The 21,201-nt window shown below is 73.5% G+C and carries 21 protein-coding genes; 12 read left to right on the forward strand and 9 right to left on the reverse strand.

Annotation, left to right across the window (positions count from 1 at the left end):
* Positions 1-46: 46 nt before the first annotated feature.
* A complete protein-coding gene (locus DDQ41_RS03960) occupies positions 47-352 on the forward strand; it encodes a helix-turn-helix transcriptional regulator (protein WP_109293221.1) in 306 nt (101 codons plus the stop codon).
* 469 nt (positions 353-821) lie between these two features.
* Here DDQ41_RS03960 and DDQ41_RS03965 read toward each other — a convergent pair whose 3' ends face one another.
* The 3 genes from DDQ41_RS03965 to DDQ41_RS03975 all read right to left on the reverse strand — a co-directional run bounded on the left by DDQ41_RS03965 (position 822) and on the right by DDQ41_RS03975 (position 4,998).
* A complete protein-coding gene (locus tag DDQ41_RS03965; RefSeq protein ID WP_109293222.1) occupies positions 822-1,850 on the reverse strand; it encodes an endonuclease/exonuclease/phosphatase family protein in 1,029 nt (342 codons plus the stop codon).
* A 378-nt stretch (positions 1,851-2,228) separates the two neighbouring features.
* On the reverse strand, positions 2,229-2,888 hold the full coding sequence (locus DDQ41_RS03970) for a TetR/AcrR family transcriptional regulator (RefSeq protein ID WP_262508344.1): 660 nt from the start codon (positions 2,886-2,888) through the stop codon (positions 2,229-2,231).
* 490 nt (positions 2,889-3,378) lie between these two features.
* Complete coding sequence (locus DDQ41_RS03975) at positions 3,379-4,998, reverse strand: MFS transporter (protein ID WP_174720255.1); 1,620 nt, start codon at positions 4,996-4,998, stop codon at positions 3,379-3,381.
* Between the two features lie 184 nt (positions 4,999-5,182).
* Here DDQ41_RS03975 and panB point away from each other — a divergent pair, with 184 nt between their 5' ends.
* Positions 5,183-6,049 (forward strand): 3-methyl-2-oxobutanoate hydroxymethyltransferase, encoded by an 867-nt coding sequence (gene panB, locus DDQ41_RS03980; protein WP_109293225.1) that lies wholly within the window; start codon positions 5,183-5,185, stop codon positions 6,047-6,049.
* 889 nt (positions 6,050-6,938) lie between these two features.
* Positions 6,939-7,745 carry a site-2 protease family protein gene (locus DDQ41_RS03985; RefSeq protein ID WP_109293226.1) on the forward strand — a complete coding sequence of 269 codons (807 nt, stop codon included), beginning with the start codon at positions 6,939-6,941 and terminating at the stop codon, positions 7,743-7,745.
* Between the two features lie 133 nt (positions 7,746-7,878).
* Here the strand turns inward: DDQ41_RS03985 and DDQ41_RS03990 are convergent, their stop codons facing one another.
* Together DDQ41_RS03990 and npdG are read right to left on the reverse strand one after the other, a co-directional pair.
* Complete coding sequence (locus DDQ41_RS03990; protein ID WP_109293227.1) at positions 7,879-8,058, reverse strand: hypothetical protein; 180 nt, start codon at positions 8,056-8,058, stop codon at positions 7,879-7,881.
* Positions 8,059-8,416: 358 nt separating this feature from the next.
* Positions 8,417-9,127, reverse strand: coding sequence for an NADPH-dependent F420 reductase (npdG, locus tag DDQ41_RS03995; RefSeq protein ID WP_109293228.1), 711 nt, complete (start codon positions 9,125-9,127; stop codon positions 8,417-8,419).
* Between the two features lie 103 nt (positions 9,128-9,230).
* Here npdG and DDQ41_RS04000 point away from each other — a divergent pair, with 103 nt between their 5' ends.
* Positions 9,231-9,839: a hypothetical protein gene (locus tag DDQ41_RS04000; protein WP_109293229.1), complete on the forward strand. Its 609-nt coding sequence runs from the start codon at positions 9,231-9,233 to the stop codon at positions 9,837-9,839.
* Between the two features lie 45 nt (positions 9,840-9,884).
* Positions 9,885-11,186 (forward strand): MFS transporter, encoded by a 1,302-nt coding sequence (locus DDQ41_RS04005; RefSeq protein ID WP_109293230.1) that lies wholly within the window; start codon positions 9,885-9,887, stop codon positions 11,184-11,186.
* A gap of 515 nt (positions 11,187-11,701) precedes the next feature.
* Here DDQ41_RS04005 and DDQ41_RS04010 read toward each other — a convergent pair.
* Positions 11,702-11,932, reverse strand: a complete 231-nt coding sequence (locus tag DDQ41_RS04010; protein WP_162602612.1) for a hypothetical protein — start codon at positions 11,930-11,932, stop codon at positions 11,702-11,704.
* 129 nt (positions 11,933-12,061) lie between these two features.
* Between DDQ41_RS04010 and map the strand changes: the two genes are divergently transcribed.
* Both map and DDQ41_RS04020 read left to right on the forward strand, forming a co-directional pair.
* Positions 12,062-12,919, forward strand: a complete 858-nt coding sequence (gene map / locus DDQ41_RS04015) for a type I methionyl aminopeptidase (RefSeq protein ID WP_109293232.1) — start codon at positions 12,062-12,064, stop codon at positions 12,917-12,919.
* 154 nt (positions 12,920-13,073) lie between these two features.
* The gene (locus DDQ41_RS04020; RefSeq protein ID WP_109297520.1) at positions 13,074-13,706 is read left to right on the forward strand and encodes a biliverdin-producing heme oxygenase; all 633 of its coding nucleotides are present in this window, start codon (positions 13,074-13,076) and stop codon (positions 13,704-13,706) included.
* A 234-nt stretch (positions 13,707-13,940) separates the two neighbouring features.
* Here the strand turns inward: DDQ41_RS04020 and DDQ41_RS04025 are convergent, their stop codons facing one another.
* Positions 13,941-14,621 (reverse strand): PhzF family phenazine biosynthesis protein, encoded by a 681-nt coding sequence (locus tag DDQ41_RS04025; protein WP_109293233.1) that lies wholly within the window; start codon positions 14,619-14,621, stop codon positions 13,941-13,943.
* Between the two features lie 140 nt (positions 14,622-14,761).
* Between DDQ41_RS04025 and DDQ41_RS04030 the strand changes: the two genes are divergently transcribed.
* Entirely contained in the window at positions 14,762-15,751 is a 990-nt protein-coding gene (locus tag DDQ41_RS04030) for a hypothetical protein (protein WP_109293234.1), read from the forward strand.
* 307 nt (positions 15,752-16,058) lie between these two features.
* Here DDQ41_RS04030 and DDQ41_RS04035 read toward each other — a convergent pair whose 3' ends face one another.
* Complete coding sequence (locus DDQ41_RS04035; protein ID WP_109293235.1) at positions 16,059-16,826, reverse strand: bifunctional DNA primase/polymerase; 768 nt, start codon at positions 16,824-16,826, stop codon at positions 16,059-16,061.
* A 446-nt stretch (positions 16,827-17,272) separates the two neighbouring features.
* Between DDQ41_RS04035 and ddaH the strand changes: the two genes are divergently transcribed.
* Positions 17,273-18,136: a dimethylargininase gene (gene ddaH / locus DDQ41_RS04040; protein WP_361688347.1), complete on the forward strand. Its 864-nt coding sequence runs from the start codon at positions 17,273-17,275 to the stop codon at positions 18,134-18,136.
* 397 nt (positions 18,137-18,533) lie between these two features.
* Here ddaH and DDQ41_RS04045 read toward each other — a convergent pair whose 3' ends face one another.
* Complete coding sequence (locus DDQ41_RS04045; RefSeq protein ID WP_109293237.1) at positions 18,534-19,523, reverse strand: small ribosomal subunit Rsm22 family protein; 990 nt, start codon at positions 19,521-19,523, stop codon at positions 18,534-18,536.
* A 513-nt stretch (positions 19,524-20,036) separates the two neighbouring features.
* Here DDQ41_RS04045 and DDQ41_RS04050 point away from each other — a divergent pair.
* From DDQ41_RS04050 to DDQ41_RS04060, 3 genes are read left to right on the forward strand one after another with little or no spacing between them, the layout of a single operon-like run.
* Positions 20,037-20,204 (forward strand): excisionase family DNA-binding protein, encoded by a 168-nt coding sequence (locus DDQ41_RS04050; protein WP_216365108.1) that lies wholly within the window; start codon positions 20,037-20,039, stop codon positions 20,202-20,204.
* A complete protein-coding gene (locus tag DDQ41_RS04055; RefSeq protein ID WP_109293238.1) occupies positions 20,201-20,926 on the forward strand; it encodes a hypothetical protein in 726 nt (241 codons plus the stop codon). The genes DDQ41_RS04050 and DDQ41_RS04055 overlap by 4 nt, the downstream gene beginning before the upstream one ends.
* Entirely contained in the window at positions 20,923-21,183 is a 261-nt protein-coding gene (locus tag DDQ41_RS04060) for a hypothetical protein (RefSeq protein WP_109293239.1), read from the forward strand. The genes DDQ41_RS04055 and DDQ41_RS04060 overlap by 4 nt, the downstream gene beginning before the upstream one ends.
* Positions 21,184-21,201: the final 18 nt, after the last annotated feature.

Raw genomic sequence — 21,201 nt, forward strand, 5'->3', positions numbered from 1 at the left:
TCCAATAACTATCCCGGTATAACTGTACCGGGATTAGAATCGGGTCATGGTCAGGCTGCCGCTCACCCCCGCCGAGGTAGAACGCGGAGAGCGCCTCGGCGCCCTGCTCCGCCAGGCCCGGGGCTGCCGCTCGATGCTCGATGTGGCGCTCGCCTCGCGTATCTCGCCGGAAACCCTGCGCAAGATCGAATCCGGCCGTGTGGCCACCCCCGCCTTCCCGACCATCGCGGCGATCGCCGACACCCTCGGCCTGTCCCTGGACGCCGTCTGGACCGAGATCAACCGGGCGGAGCGAACCGTCGACGATCAGCCGGCCCCGTCTGCCGCGCGGCATGCATCACTGGCTTCCTGACGCTCTCCCCCCGTGAACGGGGCGGGGATTCCCACCGTGCCGCCGCTGTTTCCGGCAGGTGCGTGGTGGTTTCGCCTGCAAGCACTTCCCCGGGCCCCACTGCACGGAACTGAGGTGGCTCCGGGCGACAGCAGTCGATCCGGCTCCGCCCTGCGCTCATGGCGCCGCGGATGTCGGCGTCTTCTACCGGGTTCGTCAGCCCGGCGACGGCAGGAGCGGGCGTCGACCACGGTCATGCCGGAGGCCGCGTCGGTTGACCACGGCCCGGTCGGAGGCCACGTCGGTTGACCACGGCCCGGTCGGAGGCCACGTCGGTTGACCACGGCCCGATCGGAGGGGCCTGGACGGGCCTGTCGCGGCGAGAGCCGTTCGCCGCCGCCCGGAGGGAGGAGCGTCCCGATCCGGGATGGTGACAGCTCGATCCGGGATGGTGACAGCGGGCGCTGGCGGCGGAGTACGGGAAGGCCGGTCAGAGGCGGACGCTTGCCGCTATGGGCAGATGGTCGCTGGCCGTGCGCGGCAGCGTCCAGGACGAGACCGGCTCGACCCCCTTCACCATGATCTGGTCGATTCTGGCCATCGGGAACGACGCCGGCCAGCTGAAGCCGAAGCCGTCGCCCACGGCGCCCTGCGTGGAGCGCATCTGCGAGGTGACCGAGTTCAGGGAGCGGTCGTTCATCGTGCCGTTGAGGTCGCCGAGGAGCACGACCTTCCCCACCGGATCGCGGACGATCGCCTCGCCCAGCGCGTCGGCGCTGGTGTCCCGCTGGCTCGCGGTGAAGCCCGCGTTCAACTTGACCCGCACCGAGGGCAGGTGTGCCACGTACACCGCGACGTCGCCGGACGGCGTGGCGACGGTGGAGCGCATGGCGCGGACCCAACCGAGCCGGATGTCGACGGGCCGGGTGTCGCTCATCGGGTACTTGCTCCACAGGCCGACCGTGCCCTGGACGGAGTGGTAGCGGTACTCGGGCGCGAGCGCCTTCTCGTACGCCGGGACCGCGTCGCCGGTCAGCTCCTGCAGGGCGACGATCGCGGCACCCGAGGACGCGACTTCGCGGGCGGTGCCCTCGGGGTCGGTGTTCTCGGCGTTCACGTTGTGCGTGGCGACGGTGAGGTTCCCGCCGCCGGCCGCCTTGTCCGAGAGCAGCCCGCCGAAGAGGTTCAGCCAGACGACCGCCGGGACGAGCAGCGCGAGCAGCGCCGTCGCGGACCGGCGCAGGAGGGCGAGGACCAGGAGCACCGGCACCAGAAGCCCCAGCCAGGGCAGGAACGTCTCGGTGAGGCTGCCCACGTTGCCGATCCGGTTGGGGATCTGCGCGTGCAGGATCATCAGCAGGCCGGTGGCGACCGCGACGGCGGCGACGACGACGCCGCGCCGCCAGATGCCGGGATCGCCCCGCCAGGTACCGAGCAGGGCCCGGATCCGGGAACCGGAGCGGGGGGCCTCCGCGCTGCCGTGTTCCGTCTCCGTCTCCGTCTCGTACGCCTGCCGCATCTGCGTAGTCCTCACTGCCTTGCCGTGCACACCCTGCCCGCCACGACCCTAGGCGATGCGGGGCGAGCGTTTCCGCCGTTCGAGTGCGAGGACGACCGGACTCCGCGACGAGTTCCGATCAAGACCCGTGGCGGCGCGGCTGTGACAGAACGCGCACATTGGCCGCCGGTGCGGACGGCGCGCCGCAGGCGGCACGGGACGGCACCGGCGCAGCCGGGAGGCCCGGCGCCGACGGGCGGGCGGCGGGCGGGCGAGGGCGGCTGGCGGGCGGGCGGCGGACAAGCGGGCGAGGGTGGCACCCGGGACTGCGGGCGGGAAGGCGGGACTGCGGGCGGGAAGGCCGGTGGGAAGGTCTGAGGGCGGCCCTCAGGGTGACGGTCAGGACGGCGCTCCGGGCGAGGGCGGTCCCAGGCCCTCCAGCACGGCCGTGACCATGCGCTCCGCGAGATCGCCGGGCAGCGGGGCGTCCGGCCGCATCACCGCGCGTACCAGCATCGGGCCGACGAGCAGGTCGTTGAGCAGGTCGATGTCCAGGTCGCCGCGGATCTCCCCGAGGGCGACACCGCGGCGCAGGATCTCCAGTACGGTCGCCCGGCGCGGGTCGATCACGGTCGCCACGTACGCGTCCCACAGTCTGGGGTGGCTCTTCATCTGCGCGCGGACGTTGTACAGCAGCGCCGACGAGCGCTGGGCGAGGCCGCGGAGGCGGACCGACTCCAGCATCACGACGAGGTCGTCACGGGCGGAGGTGCCGGGCAGGTCGGGGTCCGGCGGCTCGATGTCCCGCAGGACGTCGACGAAGAGCTCCTCCTTGTCGGCCCAGCGCCGGTAGATGGTGGCCTTGCCGACCCCCGCGGTGCGGGCGATGCGCTCGATGGAGATGTCGCCCAGCGGCACCCCCTGCTCGAGCAGGACCGCCACCGCCCCGCGGATTGCCCTCTCCGCCGCCTCGCTCCGGGGCCTGCCGCGACGCGCGGCACCGCCACCACCGCCACCGGCACCGCCACCACCACCGGCACCGGCACCGGGGACGGCCACGGCCTCCGGTTGCCCTTGTCGTCCCGCGCCTCGTGATCCCGCGCCTCGTGGTCCCGCGCCTCGTGATCCCGCCCCTTGTGATCCCGCCCCTTGTGATCCGGTACTCCCTGTCACTCCGGCCCCGCTCGTCACAGCCGCCTCCACTCCGCCCCGCACTCCGTCCCGAACTCCCCCCGTGTCCCCCGTTTCCCCTGGGTCAACTGGGTTTCCAGTGTCCCCAAGGTCACCTGGGTCCCTTGCCTGCCGCACGACCTGCGTACCCCCTGGGTCCCGGGTGCCCCGCAAGTCCCGGGTGTCATGCAAGTCCCGGGTGCCCCGCAAGTCCCGGGTGTCATGCAAGTCCCGGGTGCCCTGCAAGTCCCGGGTGTCCCGTGCGTCCCGCACGTCCCGGTTGCCCGCCCGACGGACCCCGGGCCCGGCGGGCGCCCGGCCGCCCGGCGGGTCTCCCGCGCCGGCCCCCGGCGGGTGCCCCGATTCTCGCGGACCCCGGTCATCCGCGGGTCACCCCCGCCGCCGGGCGTTCGTCCGGCACCGGCGGCGATCCCGTACCGGGCTTGCGGCGGCCGGGAAGGTACGTCGCCACCACCACGGCGCCGACCAGCGTCACCGTCGCGGCGCACAGCGCGGCCAGGTGCATGGCGACGAGGAACGCCTCGTGGGCGGGTGCGATCAGGACCTGTCCGGCCGGGCCGAGGCGTTCGGCGACGGCCAACGTCGCCTCCAGCGACTCGCCCGCCGCGTGCCTGGCCTCGTCCGGGACGCCGGGGGCGCGCTCAAGGGTGCTCTCGATCCCGCCCCGGTAGGCGGCGGACAGCAGCGAGCCGAGCACGGCCACGCCCAGCGCGCCGCCGATCTGGCGGAAGGTGTTGTTGATCGCGGAGGCCACGCCCGCCTTCTCCCTCGGCAGGGCCTGCATGACGGTGACCGTGACGGGCGACATGACGTGCCCCATCCCGGCGCCCTGGACGAAGAAGGCGAGTTCCAGCGCCCACAACGGGGTCGAGGCGTCGAAGAAGGCGAAGCAGGCGAGCCCGGTCGCGATCATCACCATTCCGGCCGTACAGGTCGCCTTGGCCCCGAACCGGGCCACGGCCAGCCGGGCACGGGGTGCGAACAGCGACTGGGCGACCGCGAGCGGCAGCACCAGCAGACCCGCCTGGAGCGGGCTGTGGCCGAGCACGCTCTGGAGGTAGAACACCGAGAAGAACGCCACGCCCATCATCGAGAGGAAGGCGAGCGCGGTCGCGGTGATGGCCGCGGAGAACGCGGGGTTCCTGAAGTACGAGAAGTCCAGTGCGGGATGGTCGACGCGGTGCTCGTAGACCACGAACACCGCCAGCACCGCCAGTCCGCCGACCAGGGGCAGCAGCACGGACCGGTCGGAGAGCGAGGCGAGCTCACCTCCGTGGATGATCCCGTAGACCAGGAGGACGAGGCCGACGACGGACAGCAGCACGCCGACGGGGTCGATCCGGCCGGGGTCGGGGTCCCGGGAGTCGGGGATCAGCAGGGCCATCGCGGCAAAGCCCACGATGACCACCGGCACGTTGACCAGGAAGATCGAGCCCCACCAGAAGTGCTCGAGCAGCAGCCCGCCCGTGAGCGGCCCGAGGGCGATGGCGATACCCACCCCACCCGCCCAGATGCCGATGGCCTTGGGCTGCTCGTCCCGTTCGAAGACGTTCATCAGCACGGCGAGGGTCGCCGGCATCACGAACGCCGCTCCCAGGCCCATCACCGCGCGGTAGGCGATCAGCTCGGTGGACGAGCCGGAGAACGCGGCGAGCGCCGAGCCGGCGCCGAACACCGCCATGCCGAAGAGCAGGGTCTTCCGGCGGCCCGCGCGGTCACCGATCAGCCCGGCCGTGAAGAGCAGGGCGGCGAAGACCAGGGTGTAGGAGTTGATGGCCCACTCCAGCTCCCCCTGCGTGGCACCGATACCCACGGGTGCGGGGGAGGCGATGGTCTTGACGGCGACGTTGAGGACCGAGTGGTCCAGCACCATGATGAGCACGGTGAACATCAGCACGGCCAGAATGAGCCAGCGGCGCCGGTGAACGGCTTCCGGAACCCGGGGTGGGGCGGCGGGTGCGCCAGGAGGTGTGGACATGATCGCAGCGTATTTCTATACGGCACCGTCTCGTATAGAAAAGCTGGGCCGTTGGTGTCGGACCGGCCAACCTTGCGGGAGTGTGCACGGGGCCACTTCACGCGGCGGGGGCGGGGATGTCACCATGGACGCGGTCCGGGGACGCCGTGAGGGCGCCTCGAGATGACGAAGGAGCCGATCCACCATGACGCTTCAGGCTGCCCAGACACAGCCGGCCGACAGCGGCGGCAAGGCGCTGTACGGCGGCAAGGGCACGCGCCGCATCTCCGTCCACGACATCGCCGCCGCCAAGGAGCGCGGCGAGAAGTGGCCCATGCTCACCGCCTACGACGCCATGACGGCGTCCGTCTTCGACGAGGCCGGCATCCCGGTGATGCTGGTAGGCGACTCGATGGGCAACTGCCACCTCGGCTACGACACCACCGTTCCCGTCACCCTGGACGAGATGGCGATCCTGTCCGCGGCCGTCGTACGGGGCACCAGGCGCGCCCTGATCGTCGGCGACCTCCCCTTCGGCTCGTACCAGGAAGGGCCCGTCCAGGCGCTGCGGTCGGCGACCCGGCTGGTGAAGGAGGCCGGGGTCGGGGCGGTCAAGCTGGAGGGCGGGGAGCGCTCCCTGCCGCAGACCGGGATGCTGGCGCAGGCGGGCATCCCGGTCATGTCCCACCTGGGCCTGACCCCGCAGTCGGTCAACACGATGGGCTACCGGGTGCAGGGCCGCGGCGACGAGGCGGCACACCGGCTGGTGCGCGACGCCAAGGCGGCACAGGACGCGGGCGCCTTCGCCGTGGTCCTCGAACTCGTACCGGCGGAGCTGGCGGCCGAGGTCACCCGTTCGCTGCACATCCCGACCATCGGTATCGGCGCCGGCCCCGCCACGGACGCCCAGGTCCTCGTCTGGACCGACATGGCAGGTCTGACGGGCGGCAAGGTCCCCCGCTTCACCAGGCAGTACGCGAATCTGCGGCAGACGCTCGGCGACGCGGCGAAGGCGTTCGCCACGGATGTCGCCGGCGGCGCTTTCCCGGCCGAGGAGCACACCTTCCACTGACCACGCCAGGCGCCGGCACCCGCGCACCGCGCACCGCGCACCCGCACGATGCGGGCGCCGGCCCCGTACCAGGCACCACACGCGCCCCATGAGCCACTGCGGCACCACGGCAGCCCGCCGATCTTCCCCCGTCGGCGGGCTGCCGCCTTTCCGGGCCCGGGCGCGCGTCCGGGAGGCCGGCCCCGGGGCGGCTGCCGACCGTGCCGGACGGTCCTCGGGGCGTCGCCGGCCGACACATCGACCCCTGGACGACCCCTGGACGACCCCTGGACGACCCCTGGACGACCCCTGGACGACCCCTGGGCCCGCGAGGCCCGCGCCGGCCTTCGGAGGAGGTAGGCCGCCGGTGGCCTGCCTCCTCCGAAGTAGGCCAGAGGTAGGCCGCCGGTGGCCGACCGGCACAGCCGAGGCCGGACCGTCCGGCAACGGAACAGGCCGGGAGAACTCACACGGAGGTTGACTCCGCTTCGCCGCGCACCCGTGCACCTCTGCACCCCTGCACCCCCGCACCGCACACCCGCACACCCTGCCGGACCCCGGAACGGCGGGGCCGCAGAGAGGTCGGCGGGGCCGTGGCAGGGGCAGCGGGGCCGCCGTGAGAGGTGCGGAGGGGCCGCCGTCGTTCGGGAGGGCCCGGGAGGGGGCCGGGAGGGGGCCGTACGCGCATGGCGCAGCCGTCCGCGTACCCCTGTGCCGGCTGCGTCCTCCCGCCGGGGTCCGGCCGCGTGGTGGGACTCCCGCCCCGCCCGGTACGTTCCGGCCGCACCGGCTGTACGGTCGGCAGCGGATCCCGGCGGTCGCGGACGGCCGGTCCCGAACCAGCCATGGGGTACCTGAAGCGCCTGAAGTGCCTGAAGTGCCCATCGACCCCGCCCAGGGAGCACCCTCGATGACCTCGGCCACCACCCGTACCGGCGAGCGGAGGATCTCGCCCGTCTTCCTCGGTATCGCCGCGATCACCGCGGTGACGGGCTGGGCGGTCTGGACGGGCTTCGCGAACAGCCCCGGCATCGCGGTGTTCCTGTTCGTGACGGCGGCATGGATCGTGTCGCTCTGCCTCCACGAGTACGCGCACGCGCGCACCGCGCTGCACGGCGGCGACCTCACGGTGGGCGCGAAGGGCTATCTGACCCTCAACCCGCTGAAGTACACGCACGCGGTGCTGAGCATCGTGCTGCCCGTCCTCTTCGTGATCATGGGTGGTATCGGCCTGCCCGGCGGCGCGGTCTTCATCGAGCGGCACCGGATCAGGGGCCGCTGGAAGCACAGCCTGATCTCCGCTGCCGGCCCGCTGACGAACGTCCTGTTCGCGGTCGTCTGCACGGCACCGTTCTGGCTCGGCGCACTCGAGGGCGTCCCCTTCGGGTTCCGCTTCGCCCTGGCCTTCCTGGCACTGCTCCAGGTCACGGCCGCGATCCTGAACTTCCTGCCCGTGCCCGGCCTGGACGGGTACGGGGTCATCGAGCCCTGGCTGTCGAACGGCGTCCGCCGCCAGGTGGAGCCGTTCGCGCCGTTCGGGCTGCTGGCGGTCTTCGCCGTTCTCTGGATTCCCGGGGTGAACCACGCGTTCTTCGACACGGTCTTCATGCTGATGGACGGGCTCGGGGTGTCGCGGGCGGAGATCGCCTGCGGCCAGGACCTCTACCGTTTCTGGACCGAGCAGTACCCGGAGTGCACGGCGATGCTCGACCGGTGACCGGTGACCGGTGACCGGTGACCGGTGACCGGTGTCTGTTCACCCGGTGGCCGGCAGCCGCTGCCGCGGCCCGGCGGCCGGTACCGGGCAACCGCCCCGCCTCCCGCACACCCGACGGGGCGGTCCCGGGGGCTCAGGAGGTCGGTGTCGTCCGCGCCCTGCCGCGGCGGAAGTAGTAGATCGCCATGTTCGACGACACGCCGGCCATCAGCACCCAGACGATCCCCAGCCAGCTGCCTTCGACGAACGAGACGACCGCCGCGGCGACGGCGAGCACACAGATGATCACGGCGTAGAGGGCGAGGCGGGGCATGGGGGTCGGCTCCTGTCCGGTCACGGATGTCGCGGACCAGTGTCCCCCATACCGGAACGGCGCCGGATACCCGGCACCCGCCCCGGCCCCACGAGGACGGCGCGGTGGTCGGTCCGCCCCGCCGCGCCGCGGCCGCGGGGCCCCTCTCACCCCACCACGCGAACGGCCCCGCACCCCACCGCGCGGACGGTTCCCGCACTTCCCGCCCGCCACCGCATGCCAGTCTCCCACCACCGCATGCCCGTCTCCCGCCACCGCATGCCAGTCTCCCGCCGCCGCATGCGCGTCCCCCGGGGGCGCGTGCCCGTCCCCCTGGGGCGCCACGTCCCCGCGGGGGCCGGCGGGGCCGTGACACCCCTCAGACGTCGGTGACGCGCAGTCCGGCGTGCGCCTTGTAGCGGCGGTTCGTCGAGATCAGGTTGGCGACCAGCGACTCGACCTGGTGGGCGTTGCGCAGCCGGCCGGAGAAGACCCCGCGCATACCCGGGATACGGGCCGCGAGAGCCTGCACCAGATCCGTGTCGGCCCGGTCCTCGCCCAGCACCATCACATCCGTGTCGATCTCCTCGATCGACTCGTCCTGGAGCAGCACCGCGGACAGGTGGTGGAACGCGGCGGTGACCCGGGACTCCGGCAGCAGGGCGGCGGCCTGCTCGGCGGCGCTGCCCTCGGCCGGCTTCAGCGCGTAGGCGCCCTTCCTGTCGAAGCCGAGCGGGTTCACGCAGTCGACGACCAGCTTCCCGGCGAGTTCGGAGCGCAGCGCCTCCAGGGTCCTGGCGTGCCCGTCCCAGGGCACGGCCACGATCACGACATCGCTGCGCCGCGCGCACTCGGCGTTCTCGGCGCCCTCGATGCCGAGGCCCAGCTCGGCGGCGGCACTCTCGGCGCGCTCGGCGGCCCGGGAACCGATGACCACCTTCTGCCCCGCGCGGGCGAGCCGGTAGGCGAGGCCGCGCCCCTGGTCCCCCGTACCGCCGAGGACGCCGACGACCAGCCCGGAGACGTCGGGGAGGTCCCATGGGTCCCTGGCGGCGGGCTTCGGGGCGCTGGCGTTGTCTTGAGAAGTCATGATCCGACCTTACTCGCAGGTAGGAGGGCCGACGGCCCCGTTCGGGTGAACCGCGGCGGAACCGCTGCCCACGGCCGCGCACCAGGAGACAGGATGCCCGGCCATGGATGCCGTACGCGTCGCACTGCTCCGAGAGGTCCTCGCCGGCACCGAGTGGCCCGCGGCGGCCCGCGGGTTCGCGGGGACGCTGCGCTCCTCCGTCGTCCCGCACGGCGGCGGACTGCTGCTGGTCGGAACGGCCGAGTACGAGCCGTGGCACCTCGCCGCGCACCTGGTGGACGAGGCTGCCTGGTCCGGGAAGCCCGAGCTGGCCCCCACCCTCGTACGGCACCGGGTGCGGTCCGGGGACCCGGCGCACCTCTCCGTGGGCCTCGGCCGGGTGGCGGCCGCCGGGCGGGGGGAGACGCTGCTCGTGGTGGCGCCGCGGCGGCCGGACACCGCGCTGCTGGAGCGCGTCCACCAGGCCCGGCGCGCCGGGGCGACGGTGCTCTCGCTGGACGCCGGCGACCCGGAGGTGCTGGGCCTCGCGCACGAGACGCTGACGGTGCCGGGGACGGCGGAGGTCGACCTGGACACGGTGCAGCACCTGGTGAGCGCGGCCGCGGGCGAGAACGTCCCGCCGCCACCCGGCTCCCGCGGCCGCAGGCGCTTCCGCGACCGCCTCCACCGGCTGGCCGACCGGCTGACGGCACCGCCGCCCGCGCGGTGGTGAAATTCGCTTGCCGCGCCGCGCCCCGCCCGCCGACCATGGCCGGTCGTGGCATCACGACTGCGCGGGGCGCTGCTCCCCGACCTCTCCCCCTGGCGCTCCTCGCGGGACTTCCGCCTGCTGTGGGTGCAGGGGCTGATCACGTTCTTCAGCAGCTTCATGGCGATGGTGGCCCTGCCGCTGCAGATCAAGGACCTGACGGGCTCGCCGCTCGCGGTCGGGGTCATGGGCGCCGTGGAACTCGTGCCGCTGGTCGTGTTCGGGCTGTACGGAGGGGCCCTGGCCGACGCGGTGGACCGGCGCGGGATGCTGGTGGTCACCGAGGTCGGCATGGCCGTGATGGCCGTGATCCTGCTGCTCAACGCCTTGCGGCCGACGCCGGCACTGTGGCCGCTGTATGTCGTCGCGGCCGGCGTCTCCGCCCTCGCGGGACTCCAGCGGCCCGCTCTCGACTCGCTGATGGCCCGGATCGTGCCGCACGACCAGCAGACCGCGGCGGCCGCGCTCAACGCGCTGCGCTGGCAGCTCGGAGCCATCGCGGGTCCGGCGCTGGCCGGGCTGGTGGTGGCGTACGCGGGACACGCGACGGCGTACGCCACGACGGCCGCCGGTTTCCTGGTCTCGGTGCTGCTGTGCTCCCGGCTGTCCCCGGCCCCGCCCGCGCACGACGCGGAGAAGCCGTCGCTGCGGGGGATCGCGGAGGGCGCCCGGTACGCGTGGAGCCGGCCGGTGCTGCTCGGCACCTACGCCGTGGACCTGGCCGCGATGTTCTTCGCCTTCCCCAACACGATCTTCCCGTTCCTCGCCGACGAGCTCGACGCCGAGTGGTCGCTGGGGCTGATGTACGCGGCGGGCTCGGTCGGCTCACTGCTGCTCAGCCTGACCAGCGGGTGGACCTCGCGGGTGCGCCGGCACGGTCTGTTCGTGGTGTTCGGCGCCGCCGGGTGGGGTCTCGCGATCGCCGCGGCCGGCTGGTTCTCCGACATCTGGCTGGTACTGCTCTGCCTCGCCTTCGCGGGCGCCGGCGACATGCTCAGCGGACTCGGCCGCGCCACCATCTGGAACCAGACGATCCCGGAGTCCCTGCGCGGCCGCCTCGCGGGCATCGAGGTGCTGTCCTACAGCGTGGGTCCGCAACTGGGCCAGGTGCGGGCGGGCGCGGTGGCCGGCTGGACCGGGACCCGGGCGGCGTTCTGGAGCGGCGGGCTGCTGTGCGTGGCGTCGGTGGGTCTGCTGACCGCCGTGCTGCCGAAGCTCGCCACCTACGACGCGGCGACGGACGAGGACGCCCTGCGCCGCCGTGCCCAGAAGGAGGGGGCGGCGGTGACGGAGACGGAGACGGCGCCCTGACGGGGGCGGGCCCGGGTGCGGAGGCGCCCAGAGGGGGGCGGGCCCGGGTGCGGAGGCGCCCTGACGGGGGCGGGCCCGGGTGCGGAGGCGCCCTGACGGGGGCGGGCCCGGGTGCGGAGGCACCCTGACGGGGGCGGGCCCGGGTGCGGAGGCGCCCAGAGGGGGGCGGGCCCGGGTGCGGAGGCGCCCTGACGGGGGCGGGCCCGGGTGCGGCGCGGGGGACGACGGCTCGGGTTTCGGCCGCGTCTCGGCCGCGTGCGGCGCGGGGGACACCCGGGGCCGTGCGGCCCGCGGCCCCGGGACCGCCGTCCGGGCAGCGGCCCGCGGGCCCGGGACCGGCTGACGGCCCGCTCGCGGTCAGCCGGTGCCGTCCCCTGCGGCGGTGGTCCGCCGCACGGTCGGCCCGTGAGCCGGACCCCGCGGAGAAGCCACCACACGTCCTCCCCGTGAGCCCGCTCCGTCCGCGCCGCCGGACCGTCAGCCCGCCGCCGGACCGTCAGCCCGCCGCCGGACGGTCAGCTCGCGCCGTCCCCACCACGCGGCGCGTCGTGCCACCGCGGATCGTTCTCCCACTCCAGGTTCCGCTCCCGCGCGAGTTCCATGGCGTGCGTGGCCTCCTCGCGGGTGGCGTACGGGCCGAACCGGTCCTTCGCGGGGCACTCCGGCCCCTCCTCGACCTTCTTGTGCTCCAGGCAGTAGTACCACTCGCCCGGCTTGCCCACCGTGCGCTTCTTGAACAGGGCCATCGTCGGCTCCTTCCTGTGACCCATGCTGCCCCTGGGCCTTCCCCTCCGCCCGGGGACGACTCCCTTCCCGGTGCCCGGGCGGCTCGCTGCGCCCGGGGGCCCCTCCAACCCCCGGTTAGACTCGCTGGCATGTCTGGCCAGTCGCTGCTCGTACCGGGGAAGCTCTCTCCCACCCGTTCCGTACCCGGAAACATCCGGCGTCCCGAGTACGTCGGGAGGCCCGCGCCCAAGCCCTACGACGGGCCGGAGGTCCAGGACGCCGAGACGATCGAGAGGATGCGCGCCGCGGGCCGTATCGCCGCGCAGGCGATGGCGGAGGCGGCGAAGCTGATCGCCCCCGGGGTGACCACGGACGAACTCGACCGGGTCGCGCACGAGTTCATGTGCGACCACGGGGCCTACCCCTCGACGCTCGGCTACCGGGGCTACCCGAAGTCGTTGTGCTCCTCGGTCAACGAGGTGATCTGCCACGGCATCCCCGACTCCACGGTCCTGCGGGACGGCGACATCGTGAACCTCGACGTCACCGCGTACGTCGGCGGTGTCCACGGCGACAACAACGCCACCTATCCGTGCGGCGACGTGGACGAGGAGTCGCGGCTGCTGGTCGAGCGGACGCGGGAGTCGCTCAACCGCGCGATCAAGGCGGTCCGGCCCGGCCGCCAGATCAACGTCATCGGGCGGGTCATCGAGTCGTACGCGAAGCGGTTCGGCTACGGCGTCGTGCGGGACTTCACCGGCCACGGCATCAACTCCTCGTTCCACTCCGGGCTGATCATCCCGCACTACGACAGCCCGCACGCGACGACGGTGATGCAGCCCGGCATGACCTTCACCATCGAGCCGATGCTCACGCTGGGCACACACGAGTACGACATGTGGGACGACGGCTGGACCGTGGTGACGAAGGACCGGAAGCGGACCGCGCAGTTCGAGCACACGCTGGTGGTGACGGACACCGGGGCGGACATCCTGACGTTGCCCTGAGCGGATTCCGGGGTAGCGTTCTTACCGACAGACCGTCGGGAACCAGTTGACTTAGGCAAGCCTAAGTAAGAGGATCCCAGTGGTTCCCGTACCCAACGGTCCCCGGAGGCCCGCCTTGGACACGCTGGACACACTGGACACGCCCTTCTCGACCATGATCCGTGTCGCGTCGCACGAACAGCACACCGAGGCGGAGACCTCCACCTTCATGAGCGATCTGCTCGGCGGCCGGCTGACGGTCGAGGCCTACGCGCGCTATACGGAGCAGTTGTGGTTCGTGTACCGGGCGCTGGAGGGCTCGGCGGGCGCACTCCGGGGCGACCCGGTAGCCGGGCCCTTCATCCGGCCGGAGCTGTTCCGCACCGCCGAGCTGGAGCGGGACCTCGCGCACCTGCGCGGTCCGCGGTGGCGCGACGACCTCCGCCCGCTGCCCGCCACCGCCGGGTACGCGGCACGGGTCGAGGAGTGCGCACACACCTGGCCCGCGGGCTATGTGGCCCACCACTACACCCGCTACCTCGGGGACCTCTCCGGCGGCCAGATCATCCGCGACAAGGCCGAACGCAACTGGGGCTTCGCGCGCAAGGGCGACGGCGTCCGCTTCTACGTCTTCGAGCAGATCACCAACCCGGCGGCATTCAAACGGGGCTACCGGGAACTGCTGGACGCGGTGAACGCGGACGACCTCGAACGGCAGCGCATCATCGGGGAGTGCAGGCGCGCCTTCGACTTCAACGGTGCGGTGTTCCGCGAGCTGGGCCGGGAGTTCCCGCTCAGCGCGGTGTGACCCGTGCGACGACACGGGACGGCACGCGAGGTGACGACAGGACGAGGTGACGGCAGGGCGGGGAGACGGCAGGGCGGGGAGACGGCAGGACGGGGAGACGGCAGGACGGCACGCGCCGCAGGGCCGGCGAGCGGCACCGGACGGGCGGGCTGCGCCGGGCGACGCGGGAAGGGCGGGCGGCGTGACCCGTGCGACGACGCGGGAGGGGCGGGCGGCCAGGCGGGCCGCGGTCCGTCAGCGGCCCTCGAGCAGTACCCGGCCACCGAGTTCGATCAGGCCGTCGGGGCCTGGAGCCGTCAGGAGCTGGGAGCCGCGGCCCTGGATGATGTTCAGCGCGCGGCCGAGTCGTTCGGTGAGCAGCAGTGCCGCCGCGCCGGTGGCCTCGTCCTCGTCGATGCCGTCGCCCCTGCCCGGGAAGGCGCGGGCCCGGACACGGCCGGCGGCCTCGTCCTCCCAGGCCCACGCGTACGTCCACTCGCCGGGCGGCGGGACCTCGAGCGCCTCGACCTCGGCGGCCGAGCCGTACCGCCGCAGGGTGCGCGGCGGCGCCCACTCGGCGCGGGCGGTGATCCAGGTGAACTCGCCGTCCGAGCGCACCCACACCTCTCCCGCGGGTGGGTTGACCGTTTCGAGGTCGAGCAGCCAGGCCACTCCGACGAGCGGGTGCCCGGCGAACGGCAGACGCACCCCGGGGGTGTGGATGTCGACGACACCGCGCTCCGGATCGTCCACGAACACGGTCTCGCTGAAGCCCAGTCGGGCCGCCAGCTCCCGGCGGGACCGCTGGTCGGGGTAGGGCCTGCCGTCGCGCACGACTCCGAGGGGGTTGCCGTGACGGCCGTCGCCGGAACAGAAGACGCGCAGTACGTCGACGCCGTGCAGTACGTCGAGGCCGCGGGGTCGTTCGTGTGTCACCCGGGCATTCAAGCATCCCGGTACGACACGGACCGGCGGGGCCGCTTCCACTCTCGTAACGGGTCCCGGCACTCGCGGTGTTCCCGCCCCGGTAGGGTTCTGACGGTCAGTGCGGGGCGGCGAGGAACAGAAGGCAACCCATGGGCAGGCTGGGTCGGACGGCGGCGGCGCTCGCGGCGGTGGCGGTGCTGTCGCCGACAGCGGGCGGGTGTGTGACGGTGCACGGCGAGCTTGAGGTCGTACCCTCCGCGACGAGGGCGGAGGCCGAGCAGGCCCTCCGGGACTTCACCGACGCCTACAACGCCGCCGACAAGGCCTACGACCCGGCCCTCGACGCCGGGCGGGTCACCGGCGCCCTGGGAGCGATCAACCAGGCCGGGCTGAAGGCCCGCAGCATCACCGTGCCCGGAGGCAATCCCCGGCATCGTCCGCTGGAACTCAGCGACACCACCTACCACATCCCCAGGAAGGCGGGCTGGCCGCGCTTCTTCATGGTCGACGCCGACAGCAACCGGGACGTCGACTCGGGCGACCGGGACAGCCGGTGGCTGATGGTGTTCGTCAAGAACGGCAGCAAGCAGCTGTGGGAGGCCGCCTATCTGGCGATCCTCTCGCCGTCGGAGGTTCCGAAGCTCCGCACCGACCGGGAGGGTTGGGCGGAACCGGTGGCCCCGGACTCCGGCAGGACGGCGGTCGCCCCGCAGGATCTCAGCGAGGAGTACGCCTCGTATCTGCGGACCGGCAGGCCGCAGCACTTCGCCGACGGCGCGCACACGAGCGGATGGCGGCAGACGCGCGAGGAGAACGGCAGACGGGCGGGACTCAGCACTCAGTACGTCGACCAGGCCCTGGACACCGGGGACTTCGCGCCCCTCGGACTGGCCACGGAGGACGGCGGGGCGCTGGTGTTCTTCGCGCTGCGCTACTTCGACCGGCAGACGGCCGCGGCGGGCTACCGGCCCAAGGTGAGCCAGGACGTGAAGGCGCTCATGACCGGTGAGGTGAGGAACACGCTCACCAAGGAGTGGATCTCCAGCCAGACGGTCTCGGTGGCCCCGAAGGGGGCGGCCGGGCCACCGGTGCGGATCCTGAGCCGGCTGCAGGGCGTGACGGCGGCGCGCGGGTCGTAGCCGGGGCGGCGGACGCGGCAGCGTGCCGTCCCGGCCGTGAACTCGGCGGCGCTCAGCGGCCGAAGGACCGCGGTACACGGCTCGGCGGGTCCACGGCCCAGAGGATCCGGGGCTCAGCGGCCAGGGGTTCGGGGACTCACCGGACCGACTGCCCGACGGCCGAGGGCCCCGACGCCGCCACGACCCGCGCACCAACGGTGCCCCGGGTCAACAGGTCAACCGGCCAACCGGCCAGGTGTGCTGGGGCGCAGGGGGGCTCAACTCGGTTCACCCGTTCACCCGTTCACCCGTTCACCGATTCACCGATTCACCGATTCACCGGCCAGGACACCGAGTGGTGGTCCGCGTCGTGCGTACCGGTCTCCTCGGCGTACCTGGTGCAGGCGTCCGCCAGTACCTCCAGCAGGGTCAGCGGGTCCGGCAGCGGATGCTCGGGCCCCCGTACCCAGAAGACTCCCAGATCACCGGGGAGCCGCGAGGGCGGTACGAGGACGTAGCTGCCACGACTGTGCCAGCGCAGGCCGGGGTGTTCGTCCATCGTGCCGGGGTGGCAGTCGAGTTCGCAGGGCCACCACTCGTCCTCGTCCTCGGGGGTGCCCCGGGTGGCGGTGAAGAACAGCATCCGCCCCTCTTCGGACTCGGCCAGCGGGCCGACCTCGACGCCGTCCGCGAGCAACCGCTCCAGCGCGGCCCGGCCGGCGCCCAGCGGCACGTCGAGAACGTCGTGGACCATGCCGGTGGCGGTGATGAAGTTCGCCTCGGGGTGGTCGTCCGCCCAACGCTCCACGGCGGCGGGGTCGTGTGTGGACTGGGTCTGCCACGCGAACGAGACGGGATGCCGGGCGGGAGTCGGGCAGCCGATGCGCTCACAGGAGCAGCTGAAGCCCGAGGGATGCGCGGCGGGAGCGAGGGGCAGTCCCGCGGCGGCGGTGGCCAGGAGCTGGTCGATGCGGTCCCGGGCCCGGCCGGACTCGGCGCCGTCCTCCCGGGAGCGGCGGCGCAGCCACTGCGGCAACCGGTTCTCCCAGGACAGCCTGCTCTCCGTGCCGCGGTAGCGGCCGTTACCGTCGCCCATCTATCCCCTCACATCTCCCTGCTCGCCCCGGCTCGCGCGGGTGCGGCCGCGCGTCGGCACTCCCGCCATCGTCCCACCATCGGACGTGCCGGGTGGCCGCACCCCCCGATCGGGTAGCCGAATCGACGGTCGGGGGCGGGGAGAGAAACCGGTTGGGGGACGGGGAGTCGGCCGGTCAGGTGGGGCGAGACAGCCCGGGACGCGGCCGGGGGAGGGACGGCGAGGCGGCCCGGGAGGGCGGTGGCTCCTGTTCGCGCTCGGCGGCCTCACGGCGACGGCCAGGAGGGAGGCCGAGAGAAGAAGAGAGAAGAGAGAAGAGAGAAGGGTGAAAGGTGAAGGGTGAAGGGAGAAAGGCGAGCCGGGACGCGGCGCGCCGTCTCACATCAGGCGTACGTCAGATGAATCACCCGAACGGATCACTGCGCGAACGCGCTGAAGGCCGCACCATGGCCTCACGCACAACCGTGCGCCCCGTCGTCCGTGAGGAGCCCGCATTGCCTCGTGACGCCAGACCCCGCCGCTACCTCATGTGCCCACCCACGCACTTCGAGGTGACGTACTCCATCAACCCGTGGATGGACCCGGGGAAGCCCGTCGACCTGTCGCTGGTGATGACCCAGTGGGAGGTCCTGCGCGACCGCTACCGCGCGCTCGGCCACACCGTCGAAGTGCTGGAACCCCGCGAGGACCTGCCGGACATGGTCTTCGCCGCGAACGGCGCCACCGTCGTCGACGGCCGGGTGCTCGGCGCGCGCTTCGCCTTCACCGAGCGGGCCGCGGAGGCGGACGCCCACCTCGAGTGGTTCCGCGCCCACGGCTTCACCGAGATCCACGAACCCGCCCACATCAACGAGGGCGAGGGCGACTTCGCGGTGACCTCGACGTATCTCCTGGCGGGACGGGGCTTCCGTTCGAGCCCGCTGTCGCACGACGAGGCGCAGGAGTTCTTCGGGCGGCCGGTGATCGGGCTCGATCTGGTGGATCCGCGGTACTACCACCTGGACACCGCTCTTTCGGTCCTCGACGACGAGGCGGACGAGATCATGTACTACCCCGGCGCGTTCTCCCCCGGCAGCCGCGCCGTCCTCGCCCGCCTCTTCCCCGACGCCCTCATCGCCCGCGAGGCGGACGCGGCGGCCTTCGGTCTCAACGCGGTCAGCGACGGCCGCCACGTCCTGCTGCCGCAAGCGGCCCTGGGCCTCTTCGAGCCCCTGCGGGCCCGGGGCTTCGAACCGATCGCGATGGACACGGGAGAACTGCTGAAGGGAGGCGGCAGCGTGAAGTGCTGCACCCAGGAGCTGCGCGCCTGACTCCCGGCCGCGGGGGCGGCACCGTTCGCCGCCCTCACCGCCCGTGCCATGCCCTGGTGCGCTCTGACGGGTGGCCGGGGACGGCGGTGAGGGCGGTGAGGGGCGGCGTTCGGTGAGGGGCCGGGGCCGGGGCGAGTTCGGTGCGGGGCGGGGGCCGCGGCGTTCGGTGAGCGGCGGGGCGGGGCGGGCGTCGTGCACGGCACGAGGCACGGGCCAGGTGGTGCGGAGACACGGGATGCCCGGACTGCGCGTCACGGGCTGCGGGAGGGCCTCCAGGCCGAGGGGCACCGGACGCAGCACGCGGGGCACCGGACGCGGGACACCGGACGCACCCCGAGGGCGGGACACCGGACGCACCCCCGAGGGCGGGACGCCGGGCCGGGCCAGCGGCCCGGCGTCAGGCGTCGTCGCCGTCTGACGGAGGCCAGGCCGCGCCCCAGGACGTGTCACGGGCCGCCCGGTAGAGGGGGCCTTGGCGCTTGGTGACCGTTGCCCGGTGGAGGGTGCCGTCGGAGGAGCACAGGTCCAGCAGGACCTGGCCCTTGCGGATCTGCGGCTTGCGCGTCACCCGCGAGGACGCCGGGGACACGGGTGCCCGGGTCGCGGCGACATAGCTGAACTTCTCGTCCTCGTAGGGCAGCGACCCGCCCTTCACCCGCCGGTGGAGAGACGACCGGCTGACCCGCGCGGCGAAATGGCACCAGTCCGCGCCGGGCGCGATGGGGCACGTTCCGCTGTGCGGGCACGGCGCCGCCACCCGCAGCCCCGCGCCCACCAGCAGGTCCCGCGCCGCGATGACCCGTTCGTAGCCGTCCGGCGTACCCGGCTCCACGACGAGGACCGTCTGCCCTGCCGCCGCGGCCTGGCGCACCACCGCCGCCCGGGTCCGCTCGTCCAGCTCCTTCAGCACGTACGAGACCGTGACCAGGTCCGCCGCTTCCAGCCCCATCGACTCGCCGATCCGCGCCCGCCGCCATCGCGCGCCCCTCAGCGCGGGCGAGTCCGCGGACGCCGCCAGCTCACGGCCGAGTCCCAGCGCCGGCTCCGCCCAGTCCAGGACCGTGGTCCGATGCTCCCCCTGCGGCCAGGCATCGGCGACCGCCCAGCTCGCCGCGCCGGTACCGCCGCCGATGTCGGTGTGCGTGGCGGGCGTCCACCCGGGCGCGGCCGCCCGGAACGCGCCGAGCGCGGACCGCACCGCCTCGAAGGTCGCGGGCATCCGGTACGCGGCGTACGCGGCCACGTCCGCGCGGTCGCGCAGGACCGGCGCGTCGGTCGGAGTGTCCCCTCGGTAGCTGGCGATCAGGCGTTCCACCGCCTGGGCTGCGCGGCCCTGCGGCAGTCCGTCGAGGAGACCGGCGAGGGCGTCGGGGAGGGTCGTGTTCACCGGGGAATTCTAGGGCGTGTCGCGAAGGCGGCTCCGTACGCCGGCAGGGCGGGGCCCGCGGCGCCCGGGGCGTGCGACGGCAAGGCGGAGGTCCCCGACCGGCGGCCGTCACAGCCCGTGCCTACGACGACGGCCGCTCCGCCTCGGCCCGCCCGCGCCGTTGCCGTCGAGTGGTGCGCCGCCTACGACGAGGGGCCCCCGTGGCGCTCTATGACGCCGACCCCGAGGGGGCCGACGGGTGAGCCGTGCCGATACCGAGCGGCTGCTACGCCCGGATGGGTCGGTGATCGTGCCCGCCACCGTCGCGGGTGACGTGCTGCGCGCCCTGGTACGCGATCTCACGGCCCGTGTGCGCGCCGACGGGGGCGAGGGGCCCCGCGGGCCGTCCGACGGCTGCTGTACGCGCTGCACACGGCCGCACAGCACGCAGACGCGTTCGATTCCGTCACCGCGCCGTACTCATCCGCGCCCACCCGCTCCGCTACCGGAACCGCGCCCGCACGGTCGGGCACCGTGTGCGTAGCCGAGGCCGCCGCCCTCATGGGCTGCACACCCCGCCACATCCGCGCCCTGATCGCCGACGGCCGCCTGTCCGCCGAGCGCGTCGGGGCGCGCGTGTGGGCCATCGCCCCGACCGCCCTCGACCACTACCGCCGCCACCGAGGAGAGACCGCGGCATGACCACCGCCACGACCACAACGACCGACCGGCCCGGGACCGCGCCCGCCGTCGCGCAGGCCGAGCAGGAAGCGAACGAGGCCGAGCAGTTGCTCGCCGCACTGGAAGAACGCGTACGCGACGGAGACGAACACGTCACCGCGCAGCAGCTCGCCGACGCGCGCGAACTCGGCCGGTTCGCCAAGCTGCGCGCCGAGGCCGCCCGCCGCAAGGCCGACCGCGCCGCCGCCAGGGAAGCCGAGCGGCAGCGTGCCGACCGGCTCGCCCAGGCCGCCGCCACGGCCGCGCCCGGCGGACCGCTCGACGCCGACACCCTCGCCGCCGACACCCTCGCCGCCGCCTACGCGACCGCGCGCGACGCGGTGCGCGCGTTCGTCACCGCATCCGAGGCGTACAACGCCGCCATCGGGGAGGCCGCGCGGCTGCTCGCCGCCGCCGACGTGCCCGACAGCAGCGGGGGCGAGCACCCCGCCCCGGGCACCATGGCCCGTTGGGGTACGCGCACGCTCCGCCTCGCCGACGGAACCGCGCTCACCGCCACCGGGACCGGTCTGCGCCTCGCCGTCCTGCTCGACGACCTCGACCGCGAATCCGGCGGCATCCCGACCGGCGACTTTCAACCGCCGTTCGCCCGTACACCGCTCACCGAGCAGGCCGCCCGCGGACGCAACGCGAGCCCGAACCTTCCCGCCCTCGCCGAGCAGCGGGCAGGGGCCGCCAAGTGACCGGACGCGAGCACATCACCGACGACAACCACCACCAGGCCGCCCCGCGCCCGCGCGCCGAGCCGAGCGGCTACGTGTCGCCCGCCTACCGCCGATGGGCCGAGCAGGTCGAGCAGGCCGCCCGCCCGCCGGCCGACACGTTCACCCTGCCGACCACCCCGGCGGAGCCGGACGCCATGAGCTACGCCGACCGCGTACGCGTCTACACCACCGACCGCGCCCTGTACGACCGCCTCACCGACCGCACCCCGGCATGACGACGCCCGCACACCGTC

Source organism: Streptomyces spongiicola, assembly GCF_003122365.1.
Classification (GTDB): Bacteria; Actinomycetota; Actinomycetes; order Streptomycetales; family Streptomycetaceae; genus Streptomyces; species Streptomyces spongiicola.

Bases quoted from the DNA above. Each gene is read 5' to 3' on its own strand.
- DDQ41_RS03960 (WP_109293221.1), top strand. From the start codon at position 47: ATGGTCAGGCTGCCGCTCACCCCCGCCGAGGTAGAACGCGGAGAGCGC.
- DDQ41_RS03965 (WP_109293222.1), bottom strand. From the start codon at position 1,850: ATGCGGCAGGCGTACGAGACGGAGACGGAGACGGAACACGGCAGCGCG.
- DDQ41_RS03975 (WP_174720255.1), bottom strand. From the start codon at position 4,998: ATGTCCACACCTCCTGGCGCACCCGCCGCCCCACCCCGGGTTCCGGAA.
- panB (WP_109293225.1), top strand. From the start codon at position 5,183: ATGACGCTTCAGGCTGCCCAGACACAGCCGGCCGACAGCGGCGGCAAG.
- DDQ41_RS03985 (WP_109293226.1), top strand. From the start codon at position 6,939: ATGACCTCGGCCACCACCCGTACCGGCGAGCGGAGGATCTCGCCCGTC.
- DDQ41_RS03990 (WP_109293227.1), bottom strand. From the start codon at position 8,058: ATGCCCCGCCTCGCCCTCTACGCCGTGATCATCTGTGTGCTCGCCGTC.
- npdG (WP_109293228.1), bottom strand. From the start codon at position 9,127: ATGACTTCTCAAGACAACGCCAGCGCCCCGAAGCCCGCCGCCAGGGAC.
- DDQ41_RS04000 (WP_109293229.1), top strand. From the start codon at position 9,231: ATGGATGCCGTACGCGTCGCACTGCTCCGAGAGGTCCTCGCCGGCACC.
- DDQ41_RS04010 (WP_162602612.1), bottom strand. From the start codon at position 11,932: ATGGCCCTGTTCAAGAAGCGCACGGTGGGCAAGCCGGGCGAGTGGTAC.
- map (WP_109293232.1), top strand. From the start codon at position 12,062: ATGTCTGGCCAGTCGCTGCTCGTACCGGGGAAGCTCTCTCCCACCCGT.
- DDQ41_RS04020 (WP_109297520.1), top strand. From the start codon at position 13,074: ATGATCCGTGTCGCGTCGCACGAACAGCACACCGAGGCGGAGACCTCC.
- DDQ41_RS04030 (WP_109293234.1), top strand. From the start codon at position 14,762: ATGGGCAGGCTGGGTCGGACGGCGGCGGCGCTCGCGGCGGTGGCGGTG.
- DDQ41_RS04035 (WP_109293235.1), bottom strand. From the start codon at position 16,826: ATGGGCGACGGTAACGGCCGCTACCGCGGCACGGAGAGCAGGCTGTCC.
- ddaH (WP_361688347.1), top strand. From the start codon at position 17,273: ATGGCCTCACGCACAACCGTGCGCCCCGTCGTCCGTGAGGAGCCCGCA.
- DDQ41_RS04055 (WP_109293238.1), top strand. From the start codon at position 20,201: ATGACCACCGCCACGACCACAACGACCGACCGGCCCGGGACCGCGCCC.